Origin of the sequence: Actinomadura sp. KC06, from assembly GCF_004348735.1 — a bacterium.
Taxonomy (GTDB): Bacteria; Actinomycetota; Actinomycetes; order Streptosporangiales; family Streptosporangiaceae; genus Spirillospora.
This window is the reverse complement of the sequence record NZ_SMKT01000001.1, coordinates 61178-78508: the sequence shown is the minus strand read 5'-3', so window position 1 is coordinate 78508 and position 17331 is coordinate 61178. Positions and strand designations below refer to the sequence as shown.

The window sequence follows — 17331 nt, the reverse complement described above, 5'->3', positions numbered from 1 at the left end:
GGTGACCGACGACGTTCCCGCCGGGGGGACTCCCCCCGCTCCCCGCTTCAGCCTGGACGTCCGTCCGGGCAGCTTCTGGGAGCGGCTGACCCCGACCGACCGGCAGGCCCTGCGCGCCATGGGCCGCCGCACCGACATCCCGCCCGGCGGGATGCTGTGCCACCAGGGGTCGGTCGCGCCCGCCGTGTACGTGGTGTTCAAGGCGTCGCCGCGCGCCGCCAGCAACGCCGTCGCCAAGGAGTTCGTGGACTCCAGCGACGGCGACGAGTCGATCATCGATCTGTTCGGGGCCGGGGACCTCGTCGGCGTCCTCGGCCCCTGGGGGCATCCGCAGCGCGGGACGGTCGCCGCGCTCGACCACGTCGCGGCGCTGCGGGTGGACCGCCGCAAGTTCCGCAGCCTGCTGGCCGCCAGCCCGCAGGTCGCCGAGGCGATGATGCACGCGATCTCCGAGAGCGTCACGTTCGGCGGGCGGCGGCACGCGGTGCGGGCGGCCGACCATCCGCAGCGGCTCGCCTACCACCTGCTGGAGCTGGCCCACCGGTTCGGCGAGCCCGCCCCCGGCGGCCAGGGGACGCGGATCCCGCTGAAGCTCAGCCAGGCGGAGCTGGCGAACTGGGCGGGGATCTCGCGCGAGACGCTGGTGCGGTGGTTCCGGCTGTGGCGGTCCAGGGGGATCCTCGACCGCAGGCCGCGGCCGCTGACCGTCCTCGACACCGAACGGCTGCGCCGGGCCGCGAGCCCATGGGGGGACGAGTGGCCCGCCGTGGAACGCGAGCCCGCGCGCGAGCCGGAGACCGAGGCCGCCGCCGGGATCGCGGCGCGCGAGCCGGTGCGCCTGGAGGGCGGCGGGTCGCCGCAGGTTCTGCTGCCCGCCGACAACCCGTACTTCGCGGGCCGCGCGATCAGCCTGGGGAAGCTCGACCTGCTGGTCGGCCAGTCGGAGTGGCCGCGCGCGGTGATCGTCCAGGGGATGGCCGGGGTCGGCAAGACCACGCTCGCGCTGCACTGGGCGCACCGCGTCGTCGACCGGTTCCCGGACGGCGTCCTGTTCGCCGACCTGCGCGGCACACGCCGCAGCCCCGTCACCCCCGCGGAGGCGATGGGGCAGGTGCTGCGCGCGGCGGGCGTGCCCGGCGACCAGCTCCCGCGGACGGAGGCCGAGCTGGCGGCGCAGTGCCGCTCGCTCCTGGCCGACCGGCGGATGCTGCTGATCCTCGACAACGCCTCGCGGCCCGAGCAGATCAGGCCGCTGCTGGCCGCGGCGACGTCCGGGCTGGTCGTCGTGACGAGCCGGCGGCGGCTGCCCGACCTGCTCGAAGGCGCCGACATCCGGACGCTGGAGCTGCGGGAGATGGCGACGCAGGAGGCCGTCGACCTGATCTCCAACGTCCTCGGGCCGGGGGACGCCCGCGTCCGGGACGAGCACAAGGCCGTCGTGCGGCTCGCCGGCGAATGCGGGCACCTGCCGCTGGCGCTCGGCGTCATGGCGGGACGGCTGGCCGAGAACCCCGGCGAGTCCATCGCCGCGACCGTCCGGCAGCTGGCCGAGCGGGACGCGAAGGACGCGCCCCCCTACGGGCCGGGCCTGACGGGGGGCGGGCTGAGCGAGGGCGCGTCGCACGGCTCGTCCGGGCCGGGGCTGCAGGCCGTCCTCAGCCCGACGTTCGACGTCGCCTACCGCAGCCTGCGCAGCGACCAGCGGGAGGCGTTCCGCAGGCTCGGCCTCATCACCGGCCCCGACTTCACCCCCGCCGCGCTCGCCGCCCTCCAGGACCGGACGGTCGATGAAGCCCGCGAATGCCTGGAGGGGCTCCGGCAGGCGTACCTCGTCCACGACGTCCGTCCGGGCCGCTACCGGATGCACGAACTGCTGCGCGACTTCGCCCGCCAGCGCGGCCTGCGGGAGGACTCCGACGGCGAGCTGATGGCGGCGCAGCGGCGGCTGCTCGCCGGCTACCTCGCCGAGGCGCGCGGGGCAGGGGCGGCGCTGGCGATGCGGCCACGTCCGGCGGTGCACCGGAGGGAGGCGCGGAGCCGTCCGGCCACCGCCGCCGACCGCGCGGCCGGGCTCGCCTGGTTCGAGTCCGAGCGGCGCAACCTCGTCGCCGCCGTCCACCAGGCCGCCCGGCTGGGCCTGCACCGGACGTGCTGGGAGCTCGCGGACGCCCTGTTCGACTTCCAGGAGTTCCGGCGCTACACGGAGGACAACATCGCCGTCCACCAGGCGGGCCTGCACGCGGCCCGCACCGAGGAGGACTGGGCGGCGGCGGCCGTCATGCTGCACAACCTGGCGATGGCGCAGTTCGAGCTGGGCGGGTCCGTCCAGGCCATCGGGTACGGGGAGGACGCGCGGCGCGGGTTCCGTGCCGTCGACCCGCCCGACCGGTACGGGGAGGCGGTCACCCTCGCGACCCTCGCCGACGTGCACGTGGCGCTCGGCCGCTACCTGACGGCGATCCAGCACGCGCGCCGCTCCCTGAACATCCACGAGAAGCTGCGGGACGAAGGCGGAGACCTCGGCGACGGCGGAGTCGCCAAGGGCCACGACACGCTCGCCCGCGCCCACCTGGGCCTCGGCGACTACGAGAAGGCCCTCGACCACGCGGGCAAGGCGCTGCGCGTGCGGCGCCGGGTGGACGACCAGCCGGGCGTGGCGGAGACGCTGCTCACCGTCGCGCAGGTCCATCGGCGGCAGGGGAACGTCCACGAGGCGGTGTCGCACGCGCTGGAGGCCCTCTACATCCGGCAGGAACTCGCCGACATGCACGGCGCCGCGCAGGCGCTGACGGAGCTGGCGCGCATGAACGCCGCGCTCGGCCTGCGCGACATGGCGCAGCAGGACGCCGAACAGGCCCTGCGCACCTACCGCGCCCTGGGCGCGCGCCACGGCGAGGCCCGCACGCTGACCACGCTCGGCATGCTCATGTGCGACGCCACCAGGTTCGCCGAGGCGTTCACCTACTGCGGGCAGGCGCTGCGCCTGCACCGCGACACCAGCGACCGGCACGGCGAGGCGGAGGCGCTCGCGCAGATCGGGATCGTCCACTGGCGGCTCGGCCGGTACCGGGAGGCGCGCGAGCACTTGCTGCGCGCGGTGGAGATCCGCCGCGAGATCGGCGATCAGCACGGCGAGGCCCACGACCTGGAGCACCTGTCGGTGGTCATGCGCCGCCTCAGCCGCCACCAGGAGGCGTTCGTCCTCGGCCTGGAGGCCCTGGACCTGTGGCACCAGCTCGGCGCCCAGGGCGGGCTGGCCGGGACGCTCGGCAGCCTCGCCCGCACCTACTCCCACCTCGGCCTGCCCGCGGACGCCGAGCGCGCCGCGCGGCAGGCGCTGAAGATCCGCGAGGACGGCGGCGACTGGTACGGCCTCGGCGTCGGCATGGACACCCTCGCCGCCGTGCTCCGCCGCGCCGGACGACCCGAGGAGGCCCTCGAACGGGAGCTGGAGGCGCTGCAGTACCTCCGCGAGGTCGGCGACCGGCACTCCGAGGGCACCGCGCTGGTCCACCTCGCCGTGATCCACCTCGACCTCGGCCACGCCGACGAGGCCCTGGAGACCGGGCGGCGCGCCCTCGACCTGGCGACCGAGCTCGGCGACACCCGCGAGCAGGCGTACGCGCTGCACACCATGGCCCGCGCGTCGCAGCTGCTCGGCAAGCACGCCCGCGCCGCCGAGCACGTCAACGCCGAGATCGTCATCCGCCGCGACATGGACGACCAGCGGGGCCTGCGGCGGGCGCTGGAACTGCTCCGCGACTGCCAGCTCGCGCTCGGCGACCAGGCCGCGGCGGCCGACTGCGTCCGCCGCGTCCGCGCCCTCGACAGCTGGCTCGAATCGGATCGATCACTCGACATGTGACATAAGACCTAGTCCATCGACGCAGCGCCGCGTTCACTGGACCGTGACGGACCGCGCGCGGGTTCGGCGGAGGAGGCGAGATGGAGACCACCCGGTTCTGGGACGTGCTGCCCGCGCGCGCCCGGGAGGCGCTGCTGCGGGCCGGCGCCCCGGTGGTGATCAGGCCGGGCGCGTTCCTCATGCGCGAGCACACCCGCGCGTCCCAGGTCTTCGTGCTGCGCGCCGGAGCCGTCAAGGTATGGGTGGACCGCGACGGCGACATGGCCATCCTGGACGTCCTCGGCCCCGGCGACCTCGTCGGGGAGATGGAGGCCGTGGACGGCGGCGTCCGGCACGCCAACGTCGAGGCGATGACCCGCGTGGAGGCGCTCGTGCTGCCCGCCGGGCGGTTCCGGACCGTCCTCGACGCGCATCCCGGCTCGGTGTGGGCGGTCGCCGCCGTCCTGTCCGAGCGGCTTCGCGACTCCAACGACATGCGCGTCGCCCACTTCCCCGACGACCCCGAGCGGCGCCTCGCGACGCGGCTGCTGCGCCTGGTGGCGCGCTTCGGCTCCCCGGTCAAGGAGGACCGCCCGGACGGCGCCGCCGCCCCCCTCGGCGCGGCCGGGGAGCCGGACGCCGTGGTGGACGGGGGCGGCGTCCAGGTCAAGGTCCCGGTCTCCCAGCAGGACCTCGGCCGCTGGGCGGGCATGGGCCGCCGGAAGGTCGCGCAGATCCTCGCGGCGGAGCCCGTCCGCGGCGGGCTCACCGTGGCCCGCAACTCGATCGTCGTCCGCTCCGTCGACGCCCTGCACCGCCTCGCGGGCCACGACACCGACTGAGGCCCGCCGGGGTCAGAAACCGGTGGTCTCGTGGGGCCACGGCGGCGGCGCCGGCAGCGGCCCGTCCGGACGGATCGTCACCCCGGCGCCGTCCGAGCGGCCGCTCAGCCAGCCGAGCAGCGCCCGCCCCGACCCCGACGCCTCCGGCCCGCCCGGCGCCCAGCCCAGGTCGGCGGACTCGCCGGAGTCGGTCGCGGTGAGCCGGTGCCCGGCGAGCTCGCCGCGCAGCTTCTCCGGCAGCGCGGCCATGTCCGTCAGCGTCCTGCCGAGCGCCCACCGGACGTAGGACTCGGGCCAGTCGGCGGGCCCGTACCCGGCGGCGAGGTCGACGTGGTGCGCCTCCACCTCGTGCCAGCGCCGGTACAGCGTGAACCAGGCCGGATGCGGCCAGCCCTGCATCGCGCTCACCCGCACGTTCCAGGCGTCCTCGGGCATCGTCCGCGCCTGCTCGGCGAACCGGGCCGCCGTCGCGCGGACGTCCTCGATCAGCTCGTCGCGGCCGCGCCCGGCGCCCGCCTCCAGGTCGGCGTTGCGGACGTCCATGCTCGGGTACTGCGGGATCTCCACGCCCGTCCGCGCCCATTCGAGCAGGTTCCACAGCGAGTCGGCGTTGCGGGCGATGTGGGTCGCCACATGGCCGCGGCTCCACCCCGGCAGCGCCGACGGGGCCCGCAGGTCCTGGTCGCTGAGCCCGGACAGCGTCCCGATGATCCGTTCCATGCCCGGATCCAGCTCGTCGATGACCTCGCGCCACGTCATGAGAACCCTCCCTAGCCCCGAAAAGGGCCTCCATCCTGTCGCACGCCTCCGCCCCGTGTCACACAATGGCGATCATGGAGCTTCCGATCTGCCTGACCTGCGGCGTCCAGTACGCCGGACCGCGCCCCGACTGCCCGATCTGCGAGGACGAGCGCCAGTACGTCGGCTGGGACGGCCAGCGCTGGACGACCCTGGAGGAGCTGCGCGCCGGCCACCGCGGAAGGGTCGCCGAGGAGGGCCCGGACGTCGTCGGGATCGGCTGCGAGCCGGCCACCGCCATCGGCCAGCGCGCCCTGCTGCTGCGCGCGCCGTCCGGCAACGTCCTGTGGGACGCGATCACCTACATCGACGACGACCTGATCCGCCAGGTCACCGAGCTCGGCGGCATCTCCGCCATCGCGATCAGCCACCCGCACTTCTACGGCAGCATGATCGAGTGGGCGCACGCGTTCGACGCGCCCGTCTACATCCACGAGGCCGACCGGCGCTGGGTGGCCCGCCCCGACGACGCCGTCGTCCACTGGACGGGCGACACCCACGAGCTGGCCGACGGGCTCACGCTCGTCAACGCGGGCGTGCACTTCGACGGCGGGCAGGTCCTGCACTGGCGCGAGGCCCGCGCGGTGTTCTCCGGCGACATCCTGCAGGTCGTCAACGACCGCGACTGGGTCAGCTTCATGTACTCGTACCCGAACTACATCCCGGAGCGTCCCCGCACCGTCCGCCGGGCCCTGCGGCTCCTGGAGCCTTACGACTTCGACCGCGTCTACGGCGCCTGGTGGAAGAAGATCGTCTACACGGACGGCAAGCAGGCCGTCCGCCGCTCCGCCGACCGCTACCTCGCCTACGCCCTCGACGACGAGTAGGTCGCACGGGCGACCCGCGCGGGCGTTCCGGTGGCGGGTGGTGTTCGAACACGTGTACGGTGCGAGAGTGCCGACCGCACGGGCGGGGAGCACGGTGAAATGCGGCGGCGGCCGCCGCTGTTATGGCCTCGGGGGATTCTGTCGCACCCCCTGGCTAGCCTTGAGACCGACGTGTCTCTCCCCATCGCCGAACCCAATCGCCGCGCCCAGAAGAGGAACCGGAAGAACGCCGTGCATGACCGACTCATCGTGCGTGGAGCACGCGAGCACAACCTGCAGGACGTCTCGCTCGACCTCCCGCGGGACTCCCTGATCGTGTTCACCGGTCTGTCGGGTTCCGGGAAGTCGAGCCTGGCGTTCGACACGATCTTCGCGGAGGGCCAGCGCCGGTACGTGGAGTCGCTGTCGGCCTACGCCCGCCAGTTCCTCGGCCAGATGGACAAGCCCGACGTCGACTTCATCGAGGGCCTGTCCCCGGCGGTGTCGATCGACCAGAAATCGACCAGCAAGAACCCCCGGTCGACGGTCGGCACGATCACCGAGGTGTACGACTACCTGCGGCTCCTCTACGCCCGGATCGGCCACCCCCACTGCCCCGAGTGCGGCCGCCCGATCAGCCGGCAGGCGCCGCAGCAGATCGTCGACCGGGTGCTGGAGCTGGAGTCCGGCACCCGCTTCCAGGTGCTCGCACCCGTGATCCGCGGGCGCAAGGGCGAATACCTGGAGCTGTTCCGCGAGCTGCAGTCCAAGGGCTACTCGCGGGCCCTGGTCGACGGCGAGATGATCCGCCTGGACGAGCCGCCCAAGCTGAAGAAGCAGGAGAAGCACGACATCTCCGTCGTGGTCGACCGGCTCTCGGTGAAGGACTCGGCCCGGCAGCGGCTCGCCGACTCGGTGGAGACCGCGCTCGGCCTCGCGGGCGGCACGATCGTCCTCGACTTCGTCGACCTGCCCGAAGGCGACGAGCACCGCACCCGGATGTACTCCGAGCACCTCTACTGCCCTTACGACGACCTGTCGTTCGAGGAGCTGGAGCCGCGGTCGTTCTCGTTCAACTCGCCCTACGGCGCCTGCCCCGACTGCACCGGGCTCGGTACCCGCATGGAGGTCGACCCCGAGCTCGTCGTCCCGGACGTGGAGATCAGCCTCGGCGAGGGCGCGATCCAGCCGTGGTCGAACGGGCACGTCAGCGACTACTTCCTGCGGCTGCTGTCCGCGCTCGGCGACGCGATGGGCTTCGACCTCAACACGCCGTGGGAGCGGCTGCCCGCCAAGGCCCGCAAGGCGATCCTGAACGGGCACGAGACGCAGGTCCACGTCCGCTACAAGAACCGCTACGGCCGGACGAGGTCGTACTACACGTCCTACGAGGGCGTGATCCCGTACATCCAGCGCCGCCACGCCGAGTCCGAGAGCGACGCCAGCCGGGAGAAGTTCGAGGGCTACATGCGCGAGATCCCGTGCCCGACGTGCGAGGGCGCCCGGCTCAAGCCGGTCGTGCTCGCCGTCACCATGGGCGGGATGTCGATCGCCGAGGTCGCCGCGATGCCGATCGGCGAGGCCGCGAAGTTCCTGCTGGCGATGGAGCTGAGCGAGCGCGAGACGCACATCGCCGAGCGCGTCCTCAAGGAGATCAACGCGCGGCTCGGGTTCCTGCTGGACGTCGGCCTCGACTACCTCACCCTCGACCGGGCGTCCGCGACGCTGGCGGGCGGCGAGGCGCAGCGCATCCGGCTGGCCACGCAGATCGGCTCCGGGCTGGTCGGCGTCCTGTACGTGCTGGACGAGCCGTCCATCGGCCTGCACCAGCGCGACAACCACCGCCTGCTGGAGACGCTGCTCCGGCTCCGCGACATGGGCAACACGCTGATCGTCGTCGAGCACGACGAGGACACCATCGCCGCCGCCGACTGGATCGTCGACATCGGCCCCCGCGCCGGGGAGCACGGCGGCGAGATCGTCGTGTCCGGCACGCTGGACGACCTGAAGAAGTCCGAGCGCTCGCTGACCGGCGCGTATCTGGACGGGCGCCGCGAGATCGCCGTCCCGGAGATCCGCCGCCCGCGGACGCGCGGGCGCGAGGTCACCGTCAAGGGCGCCCAGCAGAACAACCTGCGCGACGTCGACGTCTCGTTCCCGCTCGGCGTCCTCACCGCCGTGACGGGCGTGTCGGGCTCCGGCAAGTCGACGCTGGTCAACGACATCCTCTACAACGCGCTCGCCAAGAAGCTGAACGGCGCGAGGACCGTCCCCGGCAAGCACAAGCGCGTCAACGGCGTCGACCAGCTCGACAAGGTCGTCCACGTCGACCAGTCGCCGATCGGGCGCACCCCGCGCTCCAACCCGGCGACCTACACCGGCGTGTTCGACCACATCCGCAAGCTGTTCGCGCAGACCACCGAGGCGAAGGTGCGCGGCTACCAGCCGGGCCGGTTCTCCTTCAACGTCAAGGGCGGGCGCTGCGAGAACTGCTCCGGCGACGGCACCATCAAGATCGAGATGAACTTCCTGCCGGACGTCTACGTCCCCTGCGAGGTCTGCCACGGCGCCCGCTACAACCGGGAGACGCTCGAGGTCCACTACAAGGGCAAGACGATCTCCGAGGTGCTCGACATGCCGATCGAGCAGGCCACGACGTTCTTCGAGCCCGTCACGGCGATCCACCGGCATCTGAAGACGCTCAACGACGTGGGGCTCGGGTACGTCCGGCTCGGGCAGCCCGCCCCGACCCTGTCGGGCGGCGAGGCGCAGCGCGTCAAGCTGGCGTCCGAGCTGCAGAAGCGCTCCACCGGCCGCACCATCTACGTCCTGGACGAGCCGACCACGGGCCTGCACTTCGAGGACATCCGCAGGCTCCTCGGCGTCCTGAACGGCCTGGTCGACAAGGGCAACACGGTGATCGTCATCGAGCACAACCTGGACGTCATCAAGACCGCCGACTGGATCGTCGACATGGGCCCCGAGGGCGGCTCCCGCGGCGGCACCGTCGTCGCCACCGGAACCCCCGAGGACGTCGCCGCCGAGGAGGCCAGCTACACCGGCCAGTTCCTCGCCAAGATCCTTTCCTGACCGGTTCGGGCCACGGCGGAAATCCGTCCGCGTTCGCTGAACCGTCCGGGTGGGCGGGGCCGTGTTGTGGGGTGAGGCGCTGAAAGGCGCGTCCCGCAGGAGACGGCATCCACCTCGGCGCCGCGGGCGCGGGGAACCGCGGCGCGAGCTCCTCCGAACGCGGGACCGGCCGGGCCGGCGGCGTGCGGGGAGATCCCCGCGGGCAGGGACGCCGCGGGTCCGGTCCGCTGTTCCGGGACCCCTCCCGGTCAAGGGGGAGGGGCCTCCGGGACGCCTGGGCGGGATCGTCTGCGCCTGCCGCCGTCCGCCCGGACATCCGCCGCCCGAGTGCCGCCCGTGGGCGGGTCGCCGCAGGTCCCGGGGTCGCCGTCCAGGATCATGGACCCCATGACTGACGCAGAGGGGATCGGCCGCCGCACGGTGCTGTGCGGGGCCGGGGCCGTCGGCGCCGCCGCCCTGGTCGGGTGCGGCGGCGACGAGGAGAAGTCCGCGCAGGAGCTCAAGGGCAAGGAGGTCGCGAAGGCCGCCGACGTCCCGGTCGGCGGCGGGAAGGTCAACGCGGCGGAGAAGATCGTGGTGACGCAGCCGAGCCAGGGCGTCTTCAAGGCGTTCACGGCGGTCTGCACGCACCAGGGCTGCACCGTGGGCGGGGTGTCCAACGGGGTGATCACGTGCGACTGCCACGGCAGCGAGTTCAAGATCGCGGACGGGTCGGTGCGGCGCGGCCCGGCCGACAAGCCGCTGAAGGAGTATCCGGTGCAGGTCAAGGACGGCGGGATCGTCGTCAGCTGACCGTCCGGCGTCCGCCGAGCGTGCGGTCCGGCGTCCGCCGAGCGGCCGCCCCTCGCCCGCCGAACTGGTTCGGAATTGAACCATCCCGGCCGCGGATCCGTGCTCCCTGGTGACGTACGGGAATCGAGATGTCACCGGAGGGCGAGTATGCCAGAGGGGTCCGAGACGCGACTGGACGGGGCGGAGCAGGCGCCGGGGGGCACGGCGGCCGGGGGCGGCACCCGCAGAGGGCTGCTCGTCGGAGCGGGCCTCGCGGGCGTCGCCGGGCTGGCGGCGGCCTGCGGCGGCTCCGGCGACGACGACGCGGGCGGCTCGGCGGACACCGGCACGGGCGGCGGCTCCGGCGGCGGCCAGGAGACCGGCGGCGGTGGCGGGGGCACGGCCCTCGCGGCCGCCGCCGACATCCCGGTCGGCGGCGGCAAGGTCTTCAAGGACGCCAAGGTCGTGGTGTGCCAGCCGGCGCAGGGCGAGTTCAAGGCGTTCTCGTCCGCCTGCACGCACCGCGGCTGCGCCGTCGGGTCGGTGTCCGGCGGCACGATCAACTGCCACTGCCACGGCAGCAAGTTCAAGATCACGGACGGCTCGGTGGCGAACCCGCCCGCGGAGGAGCCCTTGGAGGAGAAGAAGATCAACGTTCAGGGCGGGCAGATCATGCTCGCCTGACCGTCGGCGCGTGCGCCGGGCCGTCCCCGCCGGGGCCGGCCCGGCCGCCGCCGGAGACCGCCCGGCCGTCCCCGGGCGCGTTCCGCGCCTCGCCGGGCATCGTGTGGGTATCGCCGGGCCTGGCGCGGGCGTCGCCGGGGGCGGTGCGGGCCGCTGCGGAGGCGGGGCCTTCCGCGGGGGCGGTCCCGCCGCCGTCGGGCGCGGCCCGGCCGCCGTCGCCGCGGCCGTCGAGGGCGGTCTCCAGGGGTTCGACGCGGAAGCGGGGGAGCGCCTCGGGGTAGCGGTCGCGGATGTGGGAGACGAGATGCTCGCGGACGTCGCAGCGCAGGTCCCAGGTGCTCGCCGAGTCCGCCGCGCTCATCATCGCGCGGATCGTGACCAGCCCGTTCGGCTGGACGCCCACCGCCTGCAGGATCCACTCGCGCCGGTCCCACAGCGGGTTGTCGCGGAGCGCCGCGTACAGCTCGGCGCGCAGCTCCTCGATCGGCACCGACCAGTCGACGTGCAGGTCCACCGAGCCGAGCAGCCGGGACGAGTGCCGGGTCCAGTTCTCGAACGGCTGCTCGGTGAAGTACGACACCGGGAAGATCATCCGCCGGTCGTCCCAGAGCCGCAGCGCCACGTAGGACAGGGTCAGCTCCTCGACCCGTCCCCACTCGCCCTGCACGACGACGACGTCGTCCAGCCGCAGCGCGTCGCTGAACGCCAGCTGCAGCCCGGCGAGCAGGTTGCCCAGCACCGGCCGCGCCGCGATCCCGACGACCAGCCCGGCGACGCCCGCCGACGCCAGCACCCCGGCGCCGACCGCGCGCACGCCCGGGAAGGTGAACAGCGCGGCGCCCAGCGCCAGGACCACGATCAGCACGGCCGCGATGCGGCGCAGCAGCAGCATCTGCGTGCGGGCCTTCCTGGCCCGCCGGTTGCGGTCGCCCTCGATCCGCATCAGCCGCTCCAGCGGCGGGTCGCTCAGCGCGTAGCCGATCCGCAGCACCAGCCACGTCGTCGCGCCGATCGCCGCGATCCGCACCCCCTGCCGGACCGCGTCCTCGGCCGGGTCGCCGAGCAGCCGGTACGGCATCGCCGTGCCGCAGCCCACGACCGCGGCGAACGCGAACGCGGGCGCGGCGACCCGCCGGGCGGCGAGCCCGGCCCCAGGCCAGCGGGTCGACAGCCGTCCCGCCAGCAGGCGCCGCCCCGCCTCGACGACGGTCACGGACGCGGCGACCACCGCCGCCAGGACTATCCAGGACCCGAACGCGGACACGCTCGAACCGACCTCCTCCCGCTGCGCGCGGAAACCTCGTCCGACCCTCCCTTTCCCGGAGTTTTGCGATCATGTGAACCTGGCGGAGAGATCTCCGTCACCCGCGGAGCCGTGCGTGGTGGGCACGCGCGGGAGCACGGCGTGTCGGTGCCGCCCACTAGGCTTTTGGACGTGGCAGACCCGGCGACCTACCGACCCGCATCCGGCTCCATCCCCGAGTCACCCGGGGTGTACCGGTTCCGAGACGAGCACGGCCGGGTCATCTACGTCGGCAAGGCCAAGAGCCTCCGCCAGCGCCTCAACTCCTACTTCGCCGACTTCTCCGCGCTGCATCCCCGCACGCAGACCATGGTCCGGACCGCCGCCAAGGTCGACTGGACGGTCGTCGCCACCGAGGTCGAGGCGCTCCAGCTCGAATACTCCTGGATCAAGGAGTTCGATCCGCGGTTCAACGTCCGTTACCGCGACGACAAGTCGTATCCCTACCTCGCCGTCACCCTGAACGAGGAGTTCCCGAGGGTGATGGTGATGCGCGGTGCCAAACGGAAGGGCGTGCGCTACTTCGGGCCGTACTCCCACGCGTGGGCGATCCGGGAGACGGTCGACCAGCTGCTGCGCGTGTTCCCCGTCCGGACGTGCAGCGCGGGCGTGTTCAAGCGGCAGCACCAGCTCGACCGGCCCTGCCTGCTCGGCTACATCGGCAAATGCTCGGCGCCGTGCGTCGGCCGCGTCACGCCCGACGAGCACCGCCTCCTCGCCGAGGACTTCTGCGACTTCATGGCGGGCCACACCACCCGGTTCATCAAGCGCCTCGAACGCGACATGCGCGAGGCCGCCGCGTCGCAGGAGTACGAGCGCGCGGCCCGGCTCCGCGACGACGTCCGCGCGCTGGAGCGGGCGCTGGAGAAGCAGGCCGTCGTCCTGCCCGACCGCACCGACTGCGACATGATCGCCTTCGCGGAGGACGAGCTGGAGGCGGCCGTCCAGGTGTTCTACGTGCGCGGCGGGCGGATCCGCGGGCAGCGCGGCTGGGTCGTCGACAAGGTCGAGGACGTCACCACCGCCGACCTGGTCGAGCACTTCCTCATCCAGATCTACAGCGAGAGCGAATCGGTGCCGCGGGAGGTGTTCGTCCCGGCCGTCCCGCCCGAGGAGGAGGCGATGACCGAGCTGCTGTCCGAGCAGCGCGGCGGGCCGGTCCGGCTCCGCGTGCCGCAGCGCGGCGACAAGAAGTCCCTGCTGGAGACGGTCGCCCGCAACGCGCACGAGGCGCTCAAGCAGCACAAGACGCGCCGCGCGTCCGACCTGACCACCCGCAGCCGCGCGCTCCAGGAGATCCAGGACGCGCTGGAGCTGGATGACGCGCCCCTGCGCATCGAGTGCTACGACGTGTCCAACCTGCAGGGCACCAACGTGGTCGCGTCGATGGTCGTGTTCGAGGACGGCCTGGCCCGCAAGAGCGAGTACCGCCGGTTCACGATCAAGGCCGTCGAGGGGCAGGACGACGTCCGCTCCATCCACGAGGTCATCACCCGCAGGTTCAAGCGGTACCTCGCCGAGAGCGAGAAGATGGGCGAGCTCGATCATTTGGGCGATCCCGACGAAGAGGGAGCGCATCAGCCGATCGATCCGGAGACGGGCAGGCCGCGCAAGTTCGCCTACCCGCCCAACCTCGTGGTCGTCGACGGCGGCCCGCCGCAGGTCGCCGCCGCGCAGCGGGCCCTGGACGAGCTCGGCGTCGATGACATCGCCGTCTGCGGCATCGCCAAGCGGCTGGAGGAGATCTGGCTGCCCGGCGAGGGCGACCCGGTGATCCTGCCGCGCAACAGCGAGGGCATGTTCCTCGTCCAGCGGGTCCGCGACGAGGCGCACCGGTTCGCCATCACCTTCCACCGGCAGCGGCGGTCCAAGTCCATGACGGTGAGCGAACTCGATAACGTTCCGGGTCTGGGCCCGGCGCGCCGCGCGGCGCTGCTGAAGCATTTCGGCTCGCTGAAGCGCTTGAAGGACGCGACGCCGGAGCAGGTCGCCGAGGTCCCGGGGATCGGCCTGCGCAGCGCCGAGGGCATCGTCGCGGCCCTGCACGGCACGAGCGGGCACGGGACGAGTGGGCACGGGACGAGTGGGCACGGCGCGAGCGGGCACGGCGCCGCGGTCCCGCGCGGGGGCGGCGGGACGGACGGCGCCGGAACGAACGGCGCCGCGACGGGTGGAAACGACGGGGAGCACACGGGGAGAGGGTCATGACCAGCGAGACGAAGATCCCGGACATCGTGATCGTCACCGGCATGTCCGGGGCGGGCCGCAGCACGGCGGCCAAGTCCCTGGAGGACCTCGACTGGTTCGTGGTCGACAACCTGCCGCCGGGCCTGCTGGCCACGATGGCCGACCTCGGCGGCCGGGTGAAGGACGCCGTGCCCCGCATCGCCGTCGTCGTGGACGTCCGCAGCCGCGCCTTCACCGAGGACCTGCACTCCTCCATCGCCGAGCTGGAGGCGCGCGGCGTCCACCCGCGCGTGGTGTTCCTGGAGGCCAACGACGCCGACCTGGTGCGCCGGTTCGAGAGCGTCCGCCGCCCGCATCCGCTGCAGGGCGACGGCCGCCTCGTCGACGGCATCGCCCGCGAGCGGGAGCTGGTCCGCGAGGTCCGCGCCGAGGCCGACCTGGTGATCGACACCAGCGGCCTCAACGTGCACGAGCTCCGCAACAAGATCATCGGGTTCTTCGGCAACGACACCGGCGAGTCCAGCCTCCGCGCGACCGTCGTGTCGTTCGGCTACAAGTACGGGCTGCCGGTCGACGCCGACCTCGTCGTCGACTGCCGGTTCCTGCCGAACCCGCACTGGGTGCCGGAGCTGCGGCCGAAGACGGGCCGCGACGCCGCCGTCCGCGACTACGTCCTCGGGCAGCGCGGCGCCAAGGAGTTCCTGTACGCGTACGCGGAGGTGCTGCGCCTCCTCGCCGACGGCTACGAGCGCGAGGGCAAGCACTACGTGACCCTGGCCGTGGGCTGCACCGGCGGCAAGCACCGTAGTGTGGCCATGGCGGAGCAGATCGCCGCCCGGCTGCGGGACGAGGGCATCGAGGTGCAGGTCGCGCATCGCGACCTCGGCCGCGAGTAGAATCCCCGTCCGGCCCCTGGTTGGGGACGACCCCCACACCCCCCGGGAAATACTGGCGCCCGGCGGGGTCCCGGACGAGGAGAGCAGGTCGACGGCACGGTGAAGCCCAACGGCCCGAAGGTCGTCGCGCTCGGCGGCGGCCACGGCCTCTACGCCTCGCTGTCGGCGCTGCGCCGCGTCACCGACCGGCTGACCGCGATCGTCACCGTCGCCGACGACGGCGGGTCCAGCGGGCGGCTGCGCCGCGAGCTCGGGGTCCTCCCGCCCGGCGACCTGCGCATGGCGCTCGCCGCGCTGTGCGGCGACGACGAGTGGGGCCAGACGTGGCGCGACGTCGTCCAGCACCGCTTCCGCAGCGAGGGCGACCTGCAGGGCCACGCCGTCGGGAACCTCCTCATCGTCGCGCTGTGGGAGCTGCTCGGGCAGGAGGCGGCCGTCGACGGGCTCGACTGGGTCGGGCGGCTGCTCGGCGCGCACGGACGGGTCCTGCCGATGGCGGCCGTCCCGATGGACATCGTCGCGGAGGTGCGCGGCGCCGACCCGTCGAGGCCCGACGAGATCACCCACGTCAAGGGGCAGGTCGCGTGCGCGAAGACGCCCGGCAGCGTGCTCGGCGTCTCGCTGGTCCCGGCCGACCCGCCCGCCTGCCCGGAGGCGCTCGCCGCCGTCGACGACGCCGACTGGATCGTGTTCGGGCCCGGCTCGTGGTTCACCAGCGTCCTGCCGCACCTGAAGGTCCCGGCGCTGGCCCGCGCCCTGGCCGGGTCCCGCGCCCGCCGCGCCGTCGCGCTGAACCTCGCGCCGCAGCCCGGCGAGACCGACGACTTCTCCCCGCAGACCCATCTGGAGGTCCTGCGCGCGCACGCACCCGACCTGAGCGTGGACGTCGTCCTCGCCGACCGCGGGGTGGTGGACGACCCGGCGGCGCTCGACAAGGCCGTCCAGGAGATCGGCGGGCGGCTCGTGCTCGCCGACGTCGCCGCCGACGAGGCCGCCGAAGACGGGTCCCCGCGCCATGAACCCGCCCGTCTGGCCCAAGCCTTCGTACAGATATTCAGTGAGTGACGCCCGGCGCCGCCGCGATCGGCGACACTGCTGGGAGTCCGATAGGGGGAGGGGTCCAACTCATGGCGATGACCGGTGTGGTCAAGGACGAGCTGAGCAGGCTGACGATCTTGAAGCCGTGCTGCCGCAAGGCCGAGGTCTCGACGCTGCTGCGCTTCGCGGGCGGGTTGCACCTGGTCAGCGGGCGCATCGTGATCGAGGCCGAGATCGACACCGGAGTCGCGGCCCGGCGGCTGATCAAGGACATCGCGGAGGTGTTCGGGCACACCTCCGAGGTCGTCGTGCTCGCGCCGAGCGGCCTGCGTAAAGGCAACCGCTACGTCGTCCGCGTGTTCCGGGACGGCGAGTCGCTCGCCCGGCAGACCGGTCTGATCGACAACAACGGGCGGCCCGTCCGGGGCCTGCCGCGGCATGTCGTCGCTGGCGCGGCCTGCGACGCGGAGTCGGCGTGGCGGGGCGCGTTCCTCGCGCACGGCTCGCTGACCGAGCCGGGCCGGTCCATGTCGCTGGAGGTGACGTGCCCGGGCCCGGAGGCGGCGCTCGCGCTGGTCGGCGCGGCCCGCCGCCTCAAGATCCACGCCAAGGCCCGCGAGGTCCGCGGCGTCGACCGGGTCGTCGTCCGCGACGGCGACGCGATCAGCGCGCTGCTCACCCGGCTCGGCGCGCACGACAGCGTGCTGGCCTGGGAGGAGCGCCGGATGCGCCGCGAGGTCCGCGCCACCGCCAACCGGCTCGCCAACTTCGACGACGCGAACCTGCGGCGCTCGGCCCGCGCCGCCGTCGCCGCCGGCGCCCGCGTCGCCCGCGCGCTGGAGATCCTCGGCGACGACGCGCCCGAGCACCTCGTCAAGGCCGGGCGGCTCCGGCTGGAGCACAAGCAGGCGTCCCTGGAGGAGCTCGGCCAGCTCGCCGACCCGCCGCTGACCAAGGACGCCATCGCGGGCCGCATCCGCCGCCTGCTCGCGATGGCCGACAAGCGCGCCGGCGACCAGGGCATCCCCGGCACGGAGGCGAACCTGACCGCGGAGATGCTCGCGCCCTGACC

12 protein-coding genes are annotated in these 17331 nt (G+C 73.4%); 10 read left to right on the top strand and 2 right to left on the bottom strand.

Going from position 1 to position 17331, the window contains the following annotated elements:
- Window position 1 precedes the first annotated feature (1 nt).
- Together E1287_RS00365 and E1287_RS00360 are read left to right on the top strand one after the other, a co-directional pair.
- On the top strand, window positions 2–3865 hold the full coding sequence (locus tag E1287_RS00365; protein WP_131962297.1) for a tetratricopeptide repeat protein: 3864 nt from the start codon (window positions 2–4) through the stop codon (window positions 3863–3865).
- 80 nt (window positions 3866–3945) lie between these two features.
- On the top strand, window positions 3946–4686 hold the full coding sequence (locus E1287_RS00360; RefSeq protein WP_131962295.1) for a Crp/Fnr family transcriptional regulator: 741 nt from the start codon (window positions 3946–3948) through the stop codon (window positions 4684–4686).
- Between the two features lie 12 nt (window positions 4687–4698).
- Here the strand turns inward: E1287_RS00360 and E1287_RS00355 are convergent, their stop codons facing one another.
- Window positions 4699–5445 (bottom strand): maleylpyruvate isomerase family mycothiol-dependent enzyme, encoded by a 747-nt coding sequence (locus E1287_RS00355; RefSeq protein WP_131962293.1) that lies wholly within the window; start codon window positions 5443–5445, stop codon window positions 4699–4701.
- A 74-nt stretch (window positions 5446–5519) separates the two neighbouring features.
- Between E1287_RS00355 and E1287_RS00350 the strand changes: the two genes are divergently transcribed.
- The 4 genes from E1287_RS00350 (at window position 5520) to E1287_RS00335 (ending at window position 10835) form a co-directional block, all read left to right on the top strand.
- Window positions 5520–6311 (top strand): MBL fold metallo-hydrolase, encoded by a 792-nt coding sequence (locus tag E1287_RS00350; RefSeq protein ID WP_243718430.1) that lies wholly within the window; start codon window positions 5520–5522, stop codon window positions 6309–6311.
- Between the two features lie 231 nt (window positions 6312–6542).
- A complete protein-coding gene (gene uvrA, locus E1287_RS00345) occupies window positions 6543–9380 on the top strand; it encodes an excinuclease ABC subunit UvrA (RefSeq protein WP_131962289.1) in 2838 nt (945 codons plus the stop codon).
- 387 nt (window positions 9381–9767) lie between these two features.
- A complete protein-coding gene (locus E1287_RS00340) occupies window positions 9768–10172 on the top strand; it encodes a Rieske (2Fe-2S) protein (RefSeq protein ID WP_207933935.1) in 405 nt (134 codons plus the stop codon).
- 147 nt (window positions 10173–10319) lie between these two features.
- Window positions 10320–10835: a Rieske (2Fe-2S) protein gene (locus E1287_RS00335; RefSeq protein ID WP_131962285.1), complete on the top strand. Its 516-nt coding sequence runs from the start codon at window positions 10320–10322 to the stop codon at window positions 10833–10835.
- On the opposite strand, the gene E1287_RS00330 is transcribed toward E1287_RS00335, so the two are convergent.
- Window positions 10822–12099 (bottom strand): mechanosensitive ion channel domain-containing protein, encoded by a 1278-nt coding sequence (locus E1287_RS00330; RefSeq protein ID WP_243718427.1) that lies wholly within the window; start codon window positions 12097–12099, stop codon window positions 10822–10824. The two genes, E1287_RS00335 and E1287_RS00330, sit on opposite strands and share 14 nt — an antisense overlap.
- Window positions 12100–12270: 171 nt before the next feature.
- Here E1287_RS00330 and uvrC point away from each other — a divergent pair, with 171 nt between their 5' ends.
- The 4 genes from uvrC to whiA all read left to right on the top strand — a co-directional run bounded on the left by uvrC (window position 12271) and on the right by whiA (window position 17329).
- Window positions 12271–14346: an excinuclease ABC subunit UvrC gene (uvrC, locus tag E1287_RS00325; protein ID WP_131962283.1), complete on the top strand. Its 2076-nt coding sequence runs from the start codon at window positions 12271–12273 to the stop codon at window positions 14344–14346.
- Window positions 14343–15221: an RNase adapter RapZ gene (gene rapZ, locus E1287_RS00320; protein WP_131962281.1), complete on the top strand. Its 879-nt coding sequence runs from the start codon at window positions 14343–14345 to the stop codon at window positions 15219–15221. Before uvrC ends, rapZ begins: the two co-directional genes overlap by 4 nt.
- 99 nt (window positions 15222–15320) lie before the next feature.
- Window positions 15321–16286 (top strand): uridine diphosphate-N-acetylglucosamine-binding protein YvcK, encoded by a 966-nt coding sequence (gene yvcK, locus E1287_RS00315; protein WP_131962279.1) that lies wholly within the window; start codon window positions 15321–15323, stop codon window positions 16284–16286.
- A 62-nt stretch (window positions 16287–16348) separates the two neighbouring features.
- A complete protein-coding gene (gene whiA, locus E1287_RS00310; RefSeq protein WP_131962277.1) occupies window positions 16349–17329 on the top strand; it encodes a DNA-binding protein WhiA in 981 nt (326 codons plus the stop codon).
- The last annotated feature ends 2 nt before the right edge of the window (window positions 17330–17331 follow it).